Source organism: Nostoc sp. FACHB-280, from assembly GCF_014697615.1.
Lineage (GTDB): Bacteria > Cyanobacteriota > Cyanobacteriia > Cyanobacteriales > Nostocaceae > Nostoc_B.
This window is the reverse complement of sequence record NZ_JACJSD010000026.1, coordinates 76,872-93,666: the sequence shown is the minus strand read 5'-3', so window position 1 is coordinate 93,666 and position 16,795 is coordinate 76,872. Positions and strand designations below refer to the sequence as shown.

Annotated in this window: 15 protein-coding genes; 5 read left to right on the top strand and 10 right to left on the bottom strand. The window is 39.5% G+C overall.

Annotated elements, in window-relative coordinates; all coding sequences use genetic code 11:
- Positions 1 to 235: 235 nt before the first annotated feature.
- From H6G75_RS19230 to H6G75_RS19220, 3 genes are read right to left on the bottom strand one after another with little or no spacing between them, the layout of a single operon-like run.
- A complete protein-coding gene (locus H6G75_RS19230; protein ID WP_190981604.1) occupies positions 236 to 853 on the bottom strand; it encodes a Uma2 family endonuclease in 618 nt (205 codons plus the stop codon).
- Between the two features lie 44 nt (positions 854 to 897).
- Positions 898 to 1,245, bottom strand: a complete 348-nt coding sequence (locus H6G75_RS19225; protein WP_190981603.1) for a type II toxin-antitoxin system PemK/MazF family toxin — start codon at positions 1,243 to 1,245, stop codon at positions 898 to 900.
- The gene (locus H6G75_RS19220) at positions 1,245 to 1,466 is read right to left on the bottom strand and encodes a hypothetical protein (RefSeq protein ID WP_190981602.1); all 222 of its coding nucleotides are present in this window, start codon (positions 1,464 to 1,466) and stop codon (positions 1,245 to 1,247) included. Before H6G75_RS19220 ends, H6G75_RS19225 begins: the two co-directional genes overlap by 1 nt.
- Before the next feature lie 397 nt (positions 1,467 to 1,863).
- Between H6G75_RS19220 and H6G75_RS19215 the strand changes: the two genes are divergently transcribed.
- Complete coding sequence (locus H6G75_RS19215) at positions 1,864 to 3,003, top strand: hypothetical protein (protein WP_190981601.1); 1,140 nt, start codon at positions 1,864 to 1,866, stop codon at positions 3,001 to 3,003.
- Between the two features lie 196 nt (positions 3,004 to 3,199).
- Here H6G75_RS19215 and H6G75_RS19210 read toward each other — a convergent pair whose 3' ends face one another.
- The 4 genes from H6G75_RS19210 to H6G75_RS19195 all read right to left on the bottom strand — a co-directional run bounded on the left by H6G75_RS19210 (position 3,200) and on the right by H6G75_RS19195 (position 5,605).
- Complete coding sequence (locus tag H6G75_RS19210) at positions 3,200 to 3,457, bottom strand: BrnA antitoxin family protein (RefSeq protein WP_190981612.1); 258 nt, start codon at positions 3,455 to 3,457, stop codon at positions 3,200 to 3,202.
- A gap of 3 nt (positions 3,458 to 3,460) precedes the next feature.
- Positions 3,461 to 3,727, bottom strand: coding sequence for a BrnT family toxin (locus H6G75_RS19205; protein ID WP_190981600.1), 267 nt, complete (start codon positions 3,725 to 3,727; stop codon positions 3,461 to 3,463).
- A 102-nt stretch (positions 3,728 to 3,829) separates the two neighbouring features.
- Entirely contained in the window at positions 3,830 to 4,102 is a 273-nt protein-coding gene (locus H6G75_RS19200) for a LapA family protein (RefSeq protein ID WP_190981599.1), read from the bottom strand.
- A 75-nt stretch (positions 4,103 to 4,177) separates the two neighbouring features.
- Positions 4,178 to 5,605: a phosphoglucomutase/phosphomannomutase family protein gene (locus H6G75_RS19195; protein ID WP_190981598.1), complete on the bottom strand. Its 1,428-nt coding sequence runs from the start codon at positions 5,603 to 5,605 to the stop codon at positions 4,178 to 4,180.
- Between the two features lie 147 nt (positions 5,606 to 5,752).
- On the opposite strand from H6G75_RS19195, the gene H6G75_RS19190 reads away from it, so the two are divergent.
- On the top strand, positions 5,753 to 6,592 hold the full coding sequence (locus H6G75_RS19190; protein ID WP_190981597.1) for a PD-(D/E)XK nuclease family protein: 840 nt from the start codon (positions 5,753 to 5,755) through the stop codon (positions 6,590 to 6,592).
- A 233-nt stretch (positions 6,593 to 6,825) separates the two neighbouring features.
- On the opposite strand, the gene H6G75_RS19185 is transcribed toward H6G75_RS19190, so the two are convergent.
- Positions 6,826 to 8,205, bottom strand: a complete 1,380-nt coding sequence (locus H6G75_RS19185; protein ID WP_313934869.1) for a hypothetical protein — start codon at positions 8,203 to 8,205, stop codon at positions 6,826 to 6,828.
- Between the two features lie 534 nt (positions 8,206 to 8,739).
- The gene (locus tag H6G75_RS19180; protein WP_190981596.1) at positions 8,740 to 10,371 is read right to left on the bottom strand and encodes a transglutaminase domain-containing protein; all 1,632 of its coding nucleotides are present in this window, start codon (positions 10,369 to 10,371) and stop codon (positions 8,740 to 8,742) included.
- Positions 10,372 to 10,895: 524 nt separating this feature from the next.
- Between H6G75_RS19180 and H6G75_RS19175 the strand changes: the two genes are divergently transcribed.
- The 3 genes from H6G75_RS19175 to H6G75_RS19165 all read left to right on the top strand — a co-directional run bounded on the left by H6G75_RS19175 (position 10,896) and on the right by H6G75_RS19165 (position 15,511).
- The gene (locus H6G75_RS19175) at positions 10,896 to 13,757 is read left to right on the top strand and encodes a cation-translocating P-type ATPase (RefSeq protein WP_190981595.1); all 2,862 of its coding nucleotides are present in this window, start codon (positions 10,896 to 10,898) and stop codon (positions 13,755 to 13,757) included.
- A gap of 157 nt (positions 13,758 to 13,914) precedes the next feature.
- Positions 13,915 to 15,033, top strand: coding sequence for a DNA replication/repair protein RecF (gene recF, locus H6G75_RS19170; protein WP_190981594.1), 1,119 nt, complete (start codon positions 13,915 to 13,917; stop codon positions 15,031 to 15,033).
- A 61-nt stretch (positions 15,034 to 15,094) separates the two neighbouring features.
- Entirely contained in the window at positions 15,095 to 15,511 is a 417-nt protein-coding gene (locus tag H6G75_RS19165; RefSeq protein WP_190981610.1) for a hypothetical protein, read from the top strand.
- A gap of 176 nt (positions 15,512 to 15,687) precedes the next feature.
- Here the strand turns inward: H6G75_RS19165 and H6G75_RS19160 are convergent, their stop codons facing one another.
- Positions 15,688 to 16,143: an MgtC/SapB family protein gene (locus H6G75_RS19160; protein ID WP_190981593.1), complete on the bottom strand. Its 456-nt coding sequence runs from the start codon at positions 16,141 to 16,143 to the stop codon at positions 15,688 to 15,690.
- Positions 16,144 to 16,795: the final 652 nt, after the last annotated feature.

Sequence of the window (16,795 nt, the reverse complement as noted above, 5' to 3'; positions counted from 1 at the left end):
CCCAGAGTGATTAGTGTTCGTCGTTCGCGTAGCGTCTCGCAGAGAAGACGTTGGCGCAGCCATCGCCTGTTTATTCCTGATTTTCCTTCCTACATTGTTTGTCTAATTTGTCAATGCGTAACTCCTAAAATCAAGAAAAAACTAACCGCAAAGAGCGCAAAGAACACGAAGTTAAGAGGATTTGAGAGGGTTCTTGCGTAAGTTTTCAAAATTTTTTACTCTTGACATACCAAACCTAATATCCAGCATTAAAAATCTGCTGTGCAGTTAAGCTTAAATCTGGGAATATTACAGATTCAATTCGGTTATTGCCTCTAAATTTACTCACGCGATACTCACCATCTTCTAAAGCACAAACTAAAATAGTAGGCTGTTTAGGATTACCAATAAACTCTCTACCGCCTAATCCTGCATAATCTACAATCCAATATTCAGGAATCCCCACCTCTTCATAATCAGCGTATTTTTTGAGGTAGTCATCACGCCAGTTTGTACTCACTACTTCAATAATCAACGGTATGGATGAACTTTGAATAACAGTGGATTCTTTTTTCCACAGAGGTTCATTGACTAAATTGGGACGATTTAACAACAGTACATCTGGTGAGTAAGCTGATTCGTTTTCTGGAGGTTTGACTAGTGCTGTCTTAGGTATGAAGTAAGGTAGATTTAAATGGATACATTCTCTAGTAATTTCAAAGGCTAAAAATCCAGTGACTTCTTCATGATCTCCTGTTGGTTGTGGCGTTTCAACAACTACTCCATCATGAAGTTCGTAACGTTTTTCTGTTTGCTCTGGATATTTAGCAACAAATTCATCAAATGTAATTAACTTGCTTAAAGATTGAGTCATGGCTTATACCACTGCTCTTGATATTTTAACTTTAAACATGAATTTTACAGATGGGAATTATCTAAATCAGCAAGAGCTATTTTTACACAAGCACAAACACCTTTCCAATCGCGTTCAGACAAGTGACCAATTAAAACTAGATTAGCAGAGGGTGGTAAAGTGACAATAAAACTACGAAAAATAGATGCCACACGTAATCCTGCTAATGACCAATCCTGAAGTGTATAATCAGTAATTACCAGCGAGGTAGTCTGAGTAGTAATCAATCCAATAATCACATCGGGACGTATTGTGTGATAAGTAGCAGATGAAAGAACTACAGCAGGACGACGCTTAACACCAGTGACACCTGGAAAATCTACTGTAATTACATCACCAGGATTAAATGTCACTAAAGTATCTCCTCACTATCATCAAAGAAGGAAGCTGTATTTTGTAAAGAGAAGGCTACTAAATCTCGCTGATCTTCTTCAGTCCAAGTGTCACTTTCATCAATAATGGATAAATTTTGCTGAACTAGCTCATTTAAAATTAGGTTTGCTAAACGCAGCCTTTCAGTTGGCGGTAAGTTGCGAACAATTTGACTGTATATTTCTTGGGCAGTCTTAGACATAATCAAATCTTTTGCACCTATTTTAAACAAAAGCTAGTGGAGCGATCGCTCATTTTCTGCATTTTATTATAGATGCGATCGCTCTAACTATTTTCAGCTTAAACCCCTCAGTAAATTCGCTGTTTAGCATCTACTAAATATTGACAAAAAACAATAGAACTCATATTGACATTTAGGATGTGTTAACGATCGCATCACGCATCTACTACTAAAATCTAAAAATGAGTAGTTACATCACATTTTATAGATTTTTATAACAATTTCAGATTTTGACGCTTTGAATGTTGATTAGTTTGTGAATCAGGGAAGCATATATATAAATAAATCCATGTCTTCTTTTAAGCTTGGAGTTTATACGAATAGGCCTCTACCACTGATCAGTATTTAGGAGTATTTCATGCTTTCACTTATCTTGAGTATTATTGCTTTAGGTGGTGCATCTACAGGAGCTTTTATCTCTGCTTGGGCAATTGGTAATACAGAGAATCTAGAAGCAAAACTTAAAAATATTAGAAGTAGCTATGAAGATGCTTTTAACGAATGTCAGAATGATTTAGCTTATGTATCTAAACTGGCTAACATATATGCTGATATGCGTACTGAAACTAAAGTTAAGATAGAGAAACTCATTCATATTTTTGAGGAAATAAGCACAAAATATAAGCAGGATATTGATATACCAATTCTGCAAGTTGAAGAAACAAAAAATATCTTAATTGAAATAAGTTCTTACTTAAATAAGAATAATATTTCTGATGTTTGTTATGCTGTCAATCAATTAGTCAATCCTCTAAAATCACCAGTAAAAAATCTTCTAAGTCAAGACATATTTATCCAAAAAGCTACCATAACCACAATGAATTGGTTAAGTCAGCGTTCATTAGGGATTCGTGCTGGAGGCATAATTATTGGGTCTCTTCTTGCGTTGGGTAATATCACTGTAAGCCCAGCAGTATTAATGGGCGGAATATTACTTAGTCGTGAGCTAGGTAAATCTTTTGTAAAGGTTAGTGAATATGAAGCTGAAGTCAATACTGCGATTACTCAAATTAATACTCTAAAGCAGCAAATAAGAGAAGTAAAACAAAAAATTGATGATTCGATGAGAGATTTGCAAGCAGAAAATGAATCTATAAGTAGTGTACTCTCAAACTACAATCAGCAAATTACAAACTATAGTCTCGAAAACAGAATCGAAATTATAGTTAATATAGTTAAGACGGTAGCTGCTATATACTGGGTAGGTAACCCAGAATTGTCTTATGGTGTTAACACAATAGCTTCCTCAGCAAAAAGGGGAGCATTGTGGATTTTAAAGAAAAATACAGACTTAAGTATTAATGGTATTAGTTCATTAAATCAAGAGGAATGTGAGCGTTTCTTCCTGATAGGGATAGAAGAAATTACTAACATTAAGTTAGAACGAGAAGCGTGTAATTTAGATTTATCCAAGCCTCAAATTACAGTAAATAAAAATTTACTTCATTATTTGCTGTCGTTGATGGCGCGATCGCATCAGGTAACAATGAACAGTTAGCCCTTGCTTTAAATTCAATCACAGAAATAGCTAAATCCAGCCCATTTAAAGACTTAGCAAATTTAGCTTCCGTCCGTGCGGCACTTAATGACCCTAACCACGAATGGACATTTTAATTTTGTAGCTAAAGTAATTAGAGCTTATATACCATAGCTTTTGTAGAGATGCGACTCATCGTATCTCTATATTTTTATGCTTATTTTTTGATGCGCTCAAGTTCTTCGCGCAAAACTCGCCGTAGTGTTTCTTCTAAAGGTTCACGGCGCTGCTGAATGTATTCACGCAAAGCATCGTTGATTAAACTTTGATAATTACCTCCACCTGCTAGGTTAACTTGCTCACGAAACCAAGTTAATATTTCATCATCTAAGCGAATTGTAATTCGAGTTTTGCCTGGTGGTGTCGGCTCAATTGCGCCTCGTTTACCTTGACTAAAATCATATTCTGATTCCATCATTTAACCTTCCTCGTATTGCTGTTGTTCATGGCTTGTGGCTTTGCGGGCAGAAATCAAACGAATCTCATCATTACGCAATGTATACACAACTACTAAGACGCGACCGAAAGCATCCATTCCAATACTAATAAATCTCTCTTCTTCAAAACGTTCATCGGTGATGGTAATTGCTAAATCATCAGAAAATACACTGACTGCATCAGCAAAGTTAATGCCATGCTTACGAAGATTTGTTATTGCTTTATCTCTATCCCACTGATACGCCATCTATATCTATAGTATGCACATTCGTACATACTAACAGGAGGCTGAAAATTTCGTATTTCTACAAACTAATTCATCCGCGTGCATCGGCGGTTAATTTATCCCTCAAAAATCCTCATCATCAACGAAAAACTCAGCATCTTCTTCCAAGCGATTCTCGCCGGAACCAGCCAAACCCCACAGAGGTTGCAGCACAGCTACCGCAATTACCCCGATCGCAGCACTAAAAGCCAGAACTAAACCCACTGGTATTTGAATTGATTGAAAACTTAAAAACTTTAACGATACTGGTGTGGCATTTTGAACTGAAAGAATTGCGATCGCCACTATCCAAACAGCCACAACAACAGATATTAACAAATTAGAAATTGTCTTCATAAAAAATTACAAATCAAAACAAATGAACACAGATATTGATAAATCTTCATCTGTGTTCATCTGTGGTTGAAACTCTTATCCTAATTTAGCAATCACACTCTCCATTTCTTGAGCGATTTGGGAGAGTTTTTCGGGGCTGTTGGTTTCCATATAAACGCGCACCAGTGGTTCTGTACCGGAGGGACGCAGTAACACCCAGCTACCTTCTTCTAGGTAAAGTTTAATCCCATCTTTCCGCCCGACTTCTTTGACTTTAATTCCCGCGACTTCTGAGGGCGGATTTTTGGTGTAGGAGTCGATAACGGCGGTTTTGTGGGCTTCGGTGAGGTGTAAGTCCAAACGATTGTTATACAAGGGGCCGTCAGCTTCCGCGATCGCTTCTTTGACAAGTTGACTCAGGGGTTTACCTTCGTAGGCGATCGCTTCGGCAACTAGCATATCTGCCAAAACACCATCTTTTTCGGGAATATGCCCAATCACACTTAAACCACCTGATTCTTCACCGCCAATCAAAACGGTGGTTTCCCGCATTTTTTCACCGATGTATTTGAAACCTACGGCTGTCTCATAAATTGGCAAACCATATTTAGCCGCCAAGTTATCTAATAGGTGAGTTGTGGCGACAGTACGGACAATTGCGCCGCTTTTGCCTTTATTTTTAATTAAATGTCTTGCTAACACCAACAACACAGTGTTGGGGGTGAGAACATTACCTTGTTCATCAACGATACCAAAGCGATCGCTATCACCATCGGTTGCCAAACCTAAATCAGCTTGATCGCGGCGTACAGCTTCTACTAACTCTTCTAGTTGTTCGCCTTTGGGTTCTGGCATTCCACCGCCAAATAATACATCCCGCCAAGTGTGGAAACTTTCTAATTCTGTGCCACTTTGTTGCAAAACTTCATCTAAATAACCGCGAGATGTCGAATATAGCGCATCATATTTAACTTTTAAATGGGCGCTTTTAATGCGTTCTACATCCAACAATGTGTAGATAAATTGCAAATAATCGGGTTTGGGGTCAAAAATAGAAATTGACCCGCTAGGGTTGTTACTAGGCAGATCATCCACCGCACTTTCAATATTTGCCACAATAGTATCAGTGATTTCTGGAGTGGCAGGCCCGGCATAATCGGGGATATATTTAATTCCACAATATGGTGCAGGGTTATGGCTGGCTGTAAACATCAACGCCCCCGCCGAATTTAAGTGACGGGCGTTATAAGCAATTACTGGTGTGGGGCAATCTCGATCAGTAATTTTCACTGTCCAACCCAAATCTGCTAAGACTTGGGCGGCGGTGCGGGCAAACTGATCAGCTAAAAACCGCGTATCGTAAGCAATGAGAACTGGTCTATCTTTTGTGTAGGCTGTTTCGAGGTAACTTGCGATCGCTCTGGTGACTTTCCGCACATTGGGGAAAGTAAAATCATCAGCAATAATCCCTCGCCAACCATCAGTACCAAACTTGATTTTGCTGGAATTGCTAGTAACGCTCATTGTTGCCAATTTCTCCCGTCCATCTTCAGTAGTCTATTACGAAGCTTCCCGCAAAGCGTGCCTAGCCGCAAGTATCAAAAGAAGTTATGAGCAGCCAATTATGCTCGAATTTCTGCCCATTGTATTTTTTCTCACTGCTTGTTAGCGATGTCAACCCCCGACCGACCTTTTGTCAGTTATCACCTTTGGTCTTTAATTGCCCCAGCAATAGGACAAGAACGCTGGCATTGTCAGATGCGACGTGGGTTTATTAAAGCACGTCAACATGAACCCCAAGTTAAAGCACTGTTAACAAAGGCTACGGCACCGCAGCGGATTGGTATACTCGCCCAGAAAGGCGTTTATGAGTTTCATCATAATCGACATTTGTTAAATAAAGCAGACGGTGTAGAAAAAGTTGCACAGTTGTTAAAACTCAACAATACTAGCTCGCAAGTGCAGCAGCGCGTTCTACAAATCTTGAAAAAATATCAAAATGCGCCTCTATTGAGAGGCAAAAATATTCTGCAATTAACTCCCGGTGATGAAGGTTTTCCTAAGCCAATTTTGATTGAACAAGGCGATTACTGTTTTCGCTTATATGCGGCTATGGACTGCATTTTTATTGATGGCGATCGCACTTTACATATTTTAGATTTCAAAACAGGTAAATCTGCTTTTGACCAACGACAAGCATTAGTTTATTTACTAGCAGTGCGTTATCTTTATCCTGGTAGACAAGCAGTCGCATCATTTTATAATTTAGAACTTGGCAAAAAATCCGATTTAATTAAAATCACAAACCATGAGTTTGAAAATTTAAAATCTGAGTTAGCGATAATTGCTCATCAACATCAAGCTGATTTACATCAATATCACGAAAAAAACAGTAACTTCAGTAAAATATTCCCTCCAAATCCTGGACAACACTGCCGATTTTGTCCCTTTAATTCAATTTGTGAATTTGCCGCCGTCAGTGCTTATTCCGATGCAGTAGTGCCGATTTGAAGGCAAAAGTAAAAAGAAATAATAAAGATGCTACAAGCCTTTTAGCCATTTCATTTCTTATGGTCACTGAGCGTACTTGTACTGAGCGCAGCCGAAGTAGCCGAAGTGTGGTCTGTTTATTTACGCCGTATTGTACTGGGGGTTAGAGAACATAGAAATCCTAAATATTTAAAAAATATCTCTCTTCCTTGTCTCCCTTGTCTCCCTTATCTCCCTTGTCTCCCTTGCCGAGATCAACCAATCTCTTTAAAATAAGATATATCAATATTGCCAAAATAAATAACCATAGCAATATTAACTTGTTCTAAAATCTTGACAAGCCACTTAATATCGCTAGTATTTGTAGATTCATAGTGCTGAAATAAAATTGTCAACCGCTTTTCTAAATAAGGTTTTACTTTAGGACAAATTAAGACTATTTTCAATAATAATTCGGTGGTAACTAGTGTACCTTGATTAGTAATCAAGTCAATAAAATTAAAATGCTGGATTGATAAATGACTTTCAACAATTAAAAAATTCAATAGCTGACTACAAATTCTCATGATTAAGAACTCATCAGGTTTTTGAGAATTAGCTTGTGGTAATGTATTTTTTAATTGTGTATGTAGCTTTTGGTGCCATTGGCGTTTTCCCGAACCGCCAGTAATAGAAGATATAAGATATTCATACAAATTATCTTTAAAATCACTTAAACAATTTACCTTTTGATTAGACTGTAAAAATTTTTGGGCTAACTCTTGATATGTATAGTTACCTTCTACCTTACCAATCCAATGTTGGAGAGTGGTATGCAGATCGCGATCGCTCAATAATGTAGGATTATTTACAGGACGTAAAATTCTCTCTGCCTCTTCTACTGAAGCTTTTTTGAGTATCTGATTAAGACGCACTTGATAAGTGACATATTTAGATAAATCAACTTCAAATTGCTTTTGCGCCTGTGCTTGGATTTGCTTAACGCGCCACTGATGTTCAAAGGTAGAATCATCACTAATCAAACAATGTTCATATAAATATGAATAGCGCCCAATTAAAGTAATTAAAGGTTGAGATTCATGATGAATATTTTCCTCAGTTTTTCTCGTCATTACCTGCACAAATCGCTGCAAAGTTAAATACTGTTCGCTGACGATAAACATTTGAATTAATTCCCGTAACCGTCTAATGTTGCGATAACGAAAACTGGTGGTTCTTGACCTAGTAGGTGAAGTAGCTAATAATTTGATTAACTCAGGAATTGCATAGTGTAATTGCGGCTGCATGTGCCAGCGATTAATTAAAATATGGCAGCAACGATTAATAAAAAAATTAAACTCATGTACAGCAGTTTTAGATGCTGTAATTTTATCTAAGATTAATAATATTTCTGGCTCAGGATAATCTGCACCTTCAACAAATAAAGCACGACAACGTTCTAGCATTTCATTTGGCGATTTAACTTGTACCAAATGCAATAAATGTTGATATATTTGCTTTTCTTCAGCATTTGACTGCGAATTATTTGTCAAATATGAAGGTATATAAGATTGTTGACTGGTGGCGACAAGATTACTACCAGCAACCTGCTGTTTGGCAACTTTTTGAGACTTGCGATTTATCCAATCATTCACTGGATTATTACCATTTTAAATTGGGTTGATAAATGCTATGGAATAAAGATTTTTTTTGAAAAAACTCAAGAAGGCTAGTACGACAAGGCAAAAGGAAAAAGAAAGTTTATTTACGCCGACCTGTACTAGTTTTTATATTTACCAATATCTTTAGGGAACTTCAGGAAAGTAAATCTCAATCTGATGATTGCTTTACGACTTCCGCCTTTCGACAACTGGCGGCTGAACTACATATATACAGGAAGACTATCCTAATTATTCATAGCTGTCTTGAGGGTGTATACGGTTTCTGCTATGTGGTTTGACTACAGAACTATATCCTTACTGTTACTGGGAAATATGGGTTTGTTTTAAGAATTGATGAATTGGACTGTTAGGAATGGGTGTAGGGATGTAGGGGTATAAGGGTGTGAGGGTGTGAGGGATAAGGGAAGGGAGACAAGGAGGACAAGGGAGACATGGGGGAAATTATTGTCATTTCTCACCTACACCCTGTACCCTTAAACCCTTTCACCCTTTGCATGTACTTCCAGATCAAAAAGGTGGTAATTCTTGAAGAATTGTAAAGCGAATATGATTAATGGCTAAATCACCGATGGGAATATCTTCTTTTGTCAATCTAGCACCTTGACTGCTTAAGGTTTCAAAAGAGATACCCTTGCCAATTTCGATGTGGTACCAGCACAAGCCCATAAAAAAGCGAGTGGGGTAAGGGCCTCCATATCCGACATCATCGGGGTTAGATTCCATTGGCAACCAGCCAAAGTTGGGGATATAAAATTCTAACCAGACATGATTAAAATCGGGTTGTAATGGTACTTTTTGATGTTCGCCATAGGGAGGGCATTTATATCTGCCAACTGTGCGGCAAGGGATACCATTTAAACGGCATAAAGCCAGTAAAACACCGACGTACTCACCGCAAGAACCAACCCCTCGTTCTAAAACTATATCTGGGGTGTCAATGTAAGGTTTAATACCGTAAGACAACTCATCGTATACGTAGTTACGGATACTATACATTTTCCGTAGCAAGTTGGTTTCGGAACCAACGGCATCACGGGCAGCATTGCGGACTATGGAAGTATCCATTGCCAAATCATCGTCATCTACCAAGTAGCGATTTTGAAACTCGGCTGAGAGTTCTGGCAAATCTTCAGTATCTTTAGGCGTAATGCGATACTTGATTCCTCGCACTTCTAACAATGCCTTCCAGCCAAATACATGACGTTCGCCGGGGGCGAGGGCATCAAATTTAAATACTGCTACTCGTTGCCCATCAATGACTTCTTCGGTAAAAGGAATACCAATTGGTTCAACATGTTTAACTGTTTGGCGTTCTGTTTCTGACGGTAAAGCGATGCGCCATTCTACGTCCGGGAGATACACTTCTTCTAAAGGTGCAATTTCCTCAGCGTAGGACATTTCGATCAGATAGCCATTTGATAAGGCGTAACGCTTATCTGGGTTGTAGTAGTAATAAAGTGGGTGAATGAAAGTACGATCGCGGTAAGTTAATTCATGATTCGGGTCAGCATTGGGATTATCCCGAATATAAGGTTCCTCAGAAGCATAGGCAACATACAGAGTTTCCTTACCTTCATCATCTCGGTGTACTGCTATGCCTGTGGGTGAATCAAAAGGTGTTAGTACACTAAAGTTGACTTCCCCTGTAGCTCGATCCATCGAGTAAACTGTTTGTTCAGTGCGATCGCAAATCCACAGCGTTTCTTGGGTGACTGCCAAATTTTCCACACCCACCCCAGGCGCATAAAATTTCGTAATTTCTTTGCGTGTACTGCGGTCAAAAATCACAATGTAACCCAGCTTTTGACAGCTAACATACACCGTCGATTCCCACACCGCCACACCATTAGCCGTATATGGCAATGTGGCAAAATGTTCTAACCCCCAAGAACCCAGCTTTGATAAGTAAATACTGTTGCCACGAGTTACCCAGAGGGTATCTTCCCAAACTGCTAAACCAGTGACATCATTAAATTCCTTAACCTGGTGCGGATTGATGATTTTGCTGTTGTCAGACTCAGGATCAATCTCCAGTAGATGCCCTTTTGTACTGTCAATCGCAATGAGTGTATCTTTGATGAAAGCAATGCCACATAGGGAGGCAGCCGTAAGCGGTCGAATTGTCCTTTGCCCAAACATCTGGCTAGCAGTCTAATTAGGGAGTGCAAAATTTATATTAAGCATATATATTCCACGGTTTAGCACGCCGAGCATTAATTTTGCTATAACCTCTAGACATAACCACAAATTTCTTTGGGTAATAGTTTTTATAAAATGTTTTTAGAAATACTATAAACTACATAAAAATACATAGAATTCTTACTCAAATCAAGTTACAGCAGTTGAAGCATGGGTGAGGACATTTAAAAAGCAAGAATGCGAGGCATAGTAAAACTCTTCCCTTCTGCCTCCTGCCTTCTGCCTCCTGCCTCCTGCTATAGCAAATGTCGAGAAACACATTTAAACTTGTACAAGTCATACTATTGGGAATTTGAGATTTTGGATGGAAATTACTGTCTCAGCCTGCCTTGAGGTTAATCCATCTATAGTCATCATTTTTCCAATTGGTGTGAGCAAGAACTTGAATGTAACTTTGGTGGATGGTTTTATCGCCATCACTAAGATTATGATCGAATTTTGTAACCTTTTCTGTAACCTAAACAATGTCTGCTAATTCTCTGCCTGAAAGTACCCCGATTTGGCATAATTTAGAAGTTGATAAAGCTCTAGACCTGCTGGACAGTAAGGCAGACAGTGGCTTAACACCCCAAGAAGTTGAACAACGGTTGCAAAAATACGGCACCAATGAGTTAGAAGAACATGGTGGTCGTAGTGCTTGGGAAATATTGCTAGATCAGTTCAAGAACATTATGTTGTTGATGCTGATTGCTGTGGCTTTGATTTCTGGGTTTTTGGATTTTACGGCTTGGCAAGCTGGTCAACTCAAGCCAGGAGAAGTACCGTTTAAAGATACAGTGGCAATCATGGCCATTGTGATTTTGAATGGTATCCTCGGTTATGTCCAAGAAAGTCGCGCCGAACAAGCTTTAGCTGCACTCAAACAGATGTCTTCGCCTTTAGTGCGCGTCCTCCGCGATAAAAAACTATTAGATGTGGCAGCCAAAGAAATCGTCCCAGGAGATATCATGCTGCTGGAAGCCGGAGTGCAGATAGCCGCAGATGGACGCTTAATTGAACAGTCTAGTTTACAAGTGCGAGAATCAGCACTCACAGGTGAAGCAGAAGCAGTTAACAAGCAAGCAACTCTTCAACTACCTGAAGATACATCTTTAGGCGATCGCATCAACTTAGTTTTTCAAGGTACGGAAGTTGTTCAAGGACGGGGTAAAGTTCTGGTAACAAATACCGGAATGAAGACCGAACTGGGTAAAATTGCCACCATGTTGCAGTCGGTGGAAAGTGAACCCACACCTTTGCAGCAGAGGATGACACAACTGGGTAACGTCTTAGTTTCTGGTTCCTTGATTTTAGTGGCGATCGTTGTCATTGGTGGTGTTATTCAGGCCAGAGGTTTTAGCAATTTACAAGACCTGTTAGAAGTTTCCTTGAGTATGGCGGTGGCGGTAGTACCTGAAGGTTTACCCGCCGTAATTACTGTGACCTTGGCATTAGGAACCCAGCGTATGGTACGCCGCAATGCCTTGATTCGCAAATTGCCAGCCGTGGAAACATTAGGTTCTGTCACCACCATTTGTTCGGATAAAACCGGGACACTCACCCAAAACAAAATGGTGGTGCAATCAGTATTCACCAATAACAATACATTCCGAGTTACAGGGGAAGGTTACGCACCTGTAGGCGATTTTCAATTAGATGGTCAAAAAATTTCCGTGGGCGATTTTCTGGAAATCCCGGCTTTATCAGTCGCCTGCGCCGTTTGTAATGACTCAGTATTGCAAAAAGAAAAAGGCGAATGGGCAATTTTAGGCGACCCCACCGAAGGCGCATTGGTGACATTAGCAGGCAAAGCTGGGATTGAAAAAGACCAATGGAATAGTAAGTTACCCCGTGTCAGTGAATTCCCCTTCTCTTCCGAACGCAAACGGATGAGTGTGATTACCCAGGTTGAGGAAATAGCGACTGGGGAACCATCTTTGACCAGTGTAGACCCAGCGATCGCAGGTTTGGTCAACTCGGAACCTTACCTGATGTTTACCAAAGGTTCACCAGAATTAATTTTGGCACGTTGTACAGAAATTCGTTTGGGTACAAGTACAGCACCGCTAACAGAAGAACAACGCAGCAAAATTTTGGCAGCTAATGACCAAATGGCTAGTCAAGGTTTGCGGGTATTAGGTTTTTCTTATAAACCCCTCACCGAAGTTCCCCCAGAAGGGACAGATGAGGAATCAGAGACAGGCTTGGTGTGGCTGGGATTAGTCGGAATGCTGGATGCACCCAGACCAGAAGTTAGGGCAGCTGTGGCAGAATGTCGCCAAGCTGGTATTCGCCCAGTTATGATTACAGGCGACCATCAATTAACAGCCCGCGCGATCGCCATTGATTTAGGCATTGCCCAAGAAGGCGACAGAGTTCTAACTGGTCAAGAATTGCAACGGATGAGTGACCAAGAACTAGAACAACAAGTTGATTTAGTCAGCATCTATGCCAGAGTTGCCCCAGAACACAAACTACGAATTGTACAAGCCTTACAACGCCGGGGTCGATTTGTGGCCATGACTGGTGATGGTGTGAATGATGCCCCAGCCTTAAAACAAGCAGACATCGGCATCGCAATGGGCATCACTGGTACTGATGTCAGTAAAGAAGCCAGCGACATGGTACTGCTGGATGACAACTTTGCCACCATTGTGGCGGCAACTAAAGAAGGTCGAGTGGTTTACACCAATATTCGCCGCTTTATTAAATATATTTTGGGCAGTAACATTGGCGAAGTTCTGACAATTGCGGCTGCGCCAATTTTAGGTTTAGGTGGTGTTCCCCTGACACCGTTGCAGATTCTCTGGATGAACTTGGTCACAGATGGTTTACCAGCCTTAGCCTTGGCAGTTGAACCACCAGAACCGGATGTGATGCAGCGTCCCCCCTTTAGTCCCCGCGAAAGCATTTTTGCGAGAGGATTGGGTTCTTACATGATTCGCATTGGGATTGTGTTTGCGATTATTACAATCATCCTCATGGAATGGTCATACTTCCATGTGCAAACCTCAACCGGCGAGGGACTTGACCCAGAACGTTGGAAGACAATGGTATTTACTTCATTGTGTATTGCCCAGATGGGTCATGCGATCGCCATTCGTTCCAACAACCAGCTAACTATTGAGGTGAATCCTTTCTCTAATCCCTATGTGCTGGGTGCGGTTGTGGTGACAACGATATTACAACTGATGCTAATTTACGTGCCACCCCTGCGCGATTTCTTCGGTACTCATTGGCTACCCCCGGCTGAGTTAGCAATTTGTATTGGTTTCAGCGCCTTAATGTTTGTCTGGATTGAAGGCGAAAAAATCTTCTTCCGTTTTATGGGCAAGAAAACTGTTTAACAAGGTAAAAGGTAAAAGTAAAAAGGAAAAACTATAGGGGTAGTCATAGAGGTTAGGACATTTTGAAAACTTGAATGTCAGGAATAATAAAACTGCTAACTCCTGCCTCCTGCTATATTTACTTTTGCCTTTTACTTTTTGCCTTTTTACTTAAATTATGTATCTGAAAACTTTACACCTCAGACAATTTCGCAATTACCAAGACCAAAAAGTTGAGTTTAACGCGGCTAAAACAATCTTAGTGGGTAACAATGCTCAGGGTAAGTCGAATTTGTTAGAAGCTGTAGAGTTATTAGCAACATTGCGATCGCACCGAATGGCACGCGATCGCGATTTAATTCAAGATGGCACAGAATTAGCCCAAATCAATGCCAACTTAGAACGAGACACAGGGATTAGTGATTTAACATTAACTCTCCGTCGTAACGGTCGCCGCAGCGTAGCAATTAATGGTGAGATTGTACGGCGACAAATGGATTTTTTAGGTGTCCTCAACGCCGTGCAGTTTTCCAGTTTGGATTTAGAACTAGTCAGAGGTAGTCCGGAAGTCCGCCGCAACTGGTTGGATACTTTATTAATTCAACTCGAACCAGTTTATGCTCATATTTTGCAACAATATAACCAAGTATTACGCCAACGCAATGCCTTTCTAAAAAAACACCAAGAATCAGCACTTAATAGTCAAAATACACAACTTGCCCTCTGGGATGCACAGTTAGCAACCACAGGTACAAGAGTTATTAGAAGACGCGATCGGGCGATTCAAAGATTAGCTCCCATTGCTGCGGCTTGGCACGCTAGTATTAGCGGCAGTACCGAAATCTTAGAAATTAAATATTCACCGAACATTCCTTTAGACCAGCAGCAACCAGAACAAGTCCAGCAAGCTTTTTTAAACAAAATTCAACAACGCGCTGTCGCCGAACTCTACCGAGGTACTACCCTTGTCGGCCCTCATCGTGACGAAGTAGAATTGACTATTAATCAAACGCCTGCTCGGCAATATGGTTCTCAGGGTCAGCAACGCACCTTAGTCTTAGCCTTAAAACTAGCAGAATTACAGTTAATTGAAGAAGTAGTAAAAGAGCCACCACTGTTGTTGCTTGATGATGTTTTAGCGGAATTAGATCCATACCGTCAAAATCAATTGCTTGATGCGATTCAAGACCGTTTTCAAACTTTAATCACAACAACTCACTTAAGTTCTTTTGATGCTCAGTGGTTGAATTCTTCTCAAATTCTGTTTGTCAAGGCCGGAGAAATATCAATTAATTAGTCAATAGTCAATGCTCAACATGACAAATGACCAATGACCGATGAACCATGACATTTCCATTATGCAACAAACTAATTATAAATTAGACCCTCAAGAAATTGCCTATTTAGGTGCATCATTAAGAGCAATTGAGCAAAGATTCATCAAACAAAGACGACAAGAGGGTTATAAAAAAATTTGGTTTCAAGGTGAAGAACCTTATTTTGATGTTTTTTTTGAATTAGCGTATGACAAAATCATCTGGTTCCAATTTACCTTGCGTGGTAAAACAGTTTCGTGGGATATCCGCAAACCAGAACTGCAAACGGGTAATACCAATGAATTATGCGCTGATGATGTGAGTTTTTACGCCGCTAGTAAAACTATTGAAAATGACAATCACACAGATTGGGAATTTATATATTTAGCTAAATTAATTTTAGAGACTAGAGCCGAAGAAGAGATTTTTGCTCAAGCATTGGCATTATTTAATACCTGATAAATAAACACCTGATATAGTTTATTGATGAAAATAAAATTGCTCATTAGTAGGATTTGTTAGCGATAGCTTAACGCATCTATTGCAAAGTTTTCAGTGCATTACGGCTTACGTCTAACACACCCTAAACTAAAATTTTTTCATAAATCAAATCGGATTTATATAGTTAATTGGTATTAGCTTTTTTCTATTTTCTTAAATAGATTCAGTACTAAAATTGTCAATAAAGCCGCTATTAATCCTAATTGCCATAAGCCACAACCAGCAGCAATTCCTAATGCAGCCGAAACCCAAATCGCTGCGGCTGATGTCAGTCCGTGAACTTCCAGGCGCGGCGATTGTTGCGAAGATTCGCGGATAATTTCTCCCGCACCCAAAAATCCGACACCTGCGGCAATACCTTGAATAACACGACTCAAGGCATCCGGGTTAGGTTCTGATATCCCTGTTTGCAAGGGAATGAGAGTAAACAAGGCAGAACCCAAACTTACAAGTATGTGAGTTCTTAAGCCTGCTGGTTTACGTCTAATTTGACGTTCGATGCCAATAATTGCGCCGAACAGCAAAGCGAGGCACAGTCTAAACAGAATATTCAGCCAATCATTTGGTAGCAAGTAGTAAGTATTTAACAACTTTGTTTTAAAATATATATAACGTAATATATGCTACTTTAACTTAAAAATATCCCCATTGAGTTTACTTAATCTATTGAGTAAAAACTATCGGCTCTCCCAGACTTGGGTTGATAAATTAACACTAAAAAATGGCTCAAATGATTGATATAACAAGGTTTCGCTAATATAAAAACAATGATTTAATAAAAATTTACTTTATTACTCCTGAATCCCAGACTATGTAAGGATTTAACCTGATATTAAGTATTAATTTGCTATAGCTAGTCTAGGAGAGCCAAACTATCTTAATGCGATTTTTTTCCTAACTTAATAGGTATTTATATCAGGGAAAGGTGCTGAGTATAAATTATTTTATGCAAATATAGAACTCATATTTAATTTCTGAAAAAACAGTACACTCCAAAAATACTCCTGTTGACACCTAGCCTGTACAGATAATTTCAGAAATCAAACCAGATAATGGTTAATTAACCTGCTAATCATAGCAATTTTCGATGATAAACTGCATTCAGCCTAGTGTGATTTGAGGCAGATGATATAGAATTTTGAAGGAAATTTATGTCAATATTAATGAACTAGACTAACAGTGTAATTTTCCAACTGATGGACTAGCTATTTGAGTGTTAAAACAGACGAATAAGTAAAATTT

Coding starts and splice junctions, on each gene's coding strand:
- H6G75_RS19190 (WP_190981597.1), top strand. CDS start 5,753: ATGTCAACCCCCGACCGACCTTTTGTCAGTTATCACCTTTGGTCTTTA.
- H6G75_RS19165 (WP_190981610.1), top strand. CDS start 15,095: ATGCAACAAACTAATTATAAATTAGACCCTCAAGAAATTGCCTATTTA.
- recF (WP_190981594.1), top strand. CDS start 13,915: ATGTATCTGAAAACTTTACACCTCAGACAATTTCGCAATTACCAAGAC.
- H6G75_RS19230 (WP_190981604.1), bottom strand. CDS start 853: ATGACTCAATCTTTAAGCAAGTTAATTACATTTGATGAATTTGTTGCT.
- H6G75_RS19200 (WP_190981599.1), bottom strand. CDS start 4,102: ATGAAGACAATTTCTAATTTGTTAATATCTGTTGTTGTGGCTGTTTGG.
- H6G75_RS19220 (WP_190981602.1), bottom strand. CDS start 1,466: ATGTCTAAGACTGCCCAAGAAATATACAGTCAAATTGTTCGCAACTTA.
- H6G75_RS19180 (WP_190981596.1), bottom strand. CDS start 10,371: ATGTTTGGGCAAAGGACAATTCGACCGCTTACGGCTGCCTCCCTATGT.
- H6G75_RS19175 (WP_190981595.1), top strand. CDS start 10,896: ATGTCTGCTAATTCTCTGCCTGAAAGTACCCCGATTTGGCATAATTTA.
- H6G75_RS19210 (WP_190981612.1), bottom strand. CDS start 3,457: ATGGAATCAGAATATGATTTTAGTCAAGGTAAACGAGGCGCAATTGAG.
- H6G75_RS19205 (WP_190981600.1), bottom strand. CDS start 3,727: ATGGCGTATCAGTGGGATAGAGATAAAGCAATAACAAATCTTCGTAAG.
- H6G75_RS19195 (WP_190981598.1), bottom strand. CDS start 5,605: ATGAGCGTTACTAGCAATTCCAGCAAAATCAAGTTTGGTACTGATGGT.
- H6G75_RS19215 (WP_190981601.1), top strand. CDS start 1,864: ATGCTTTCACTTATCTTGAGTATTATTGCTTTAGGTGGTGCATCTACA.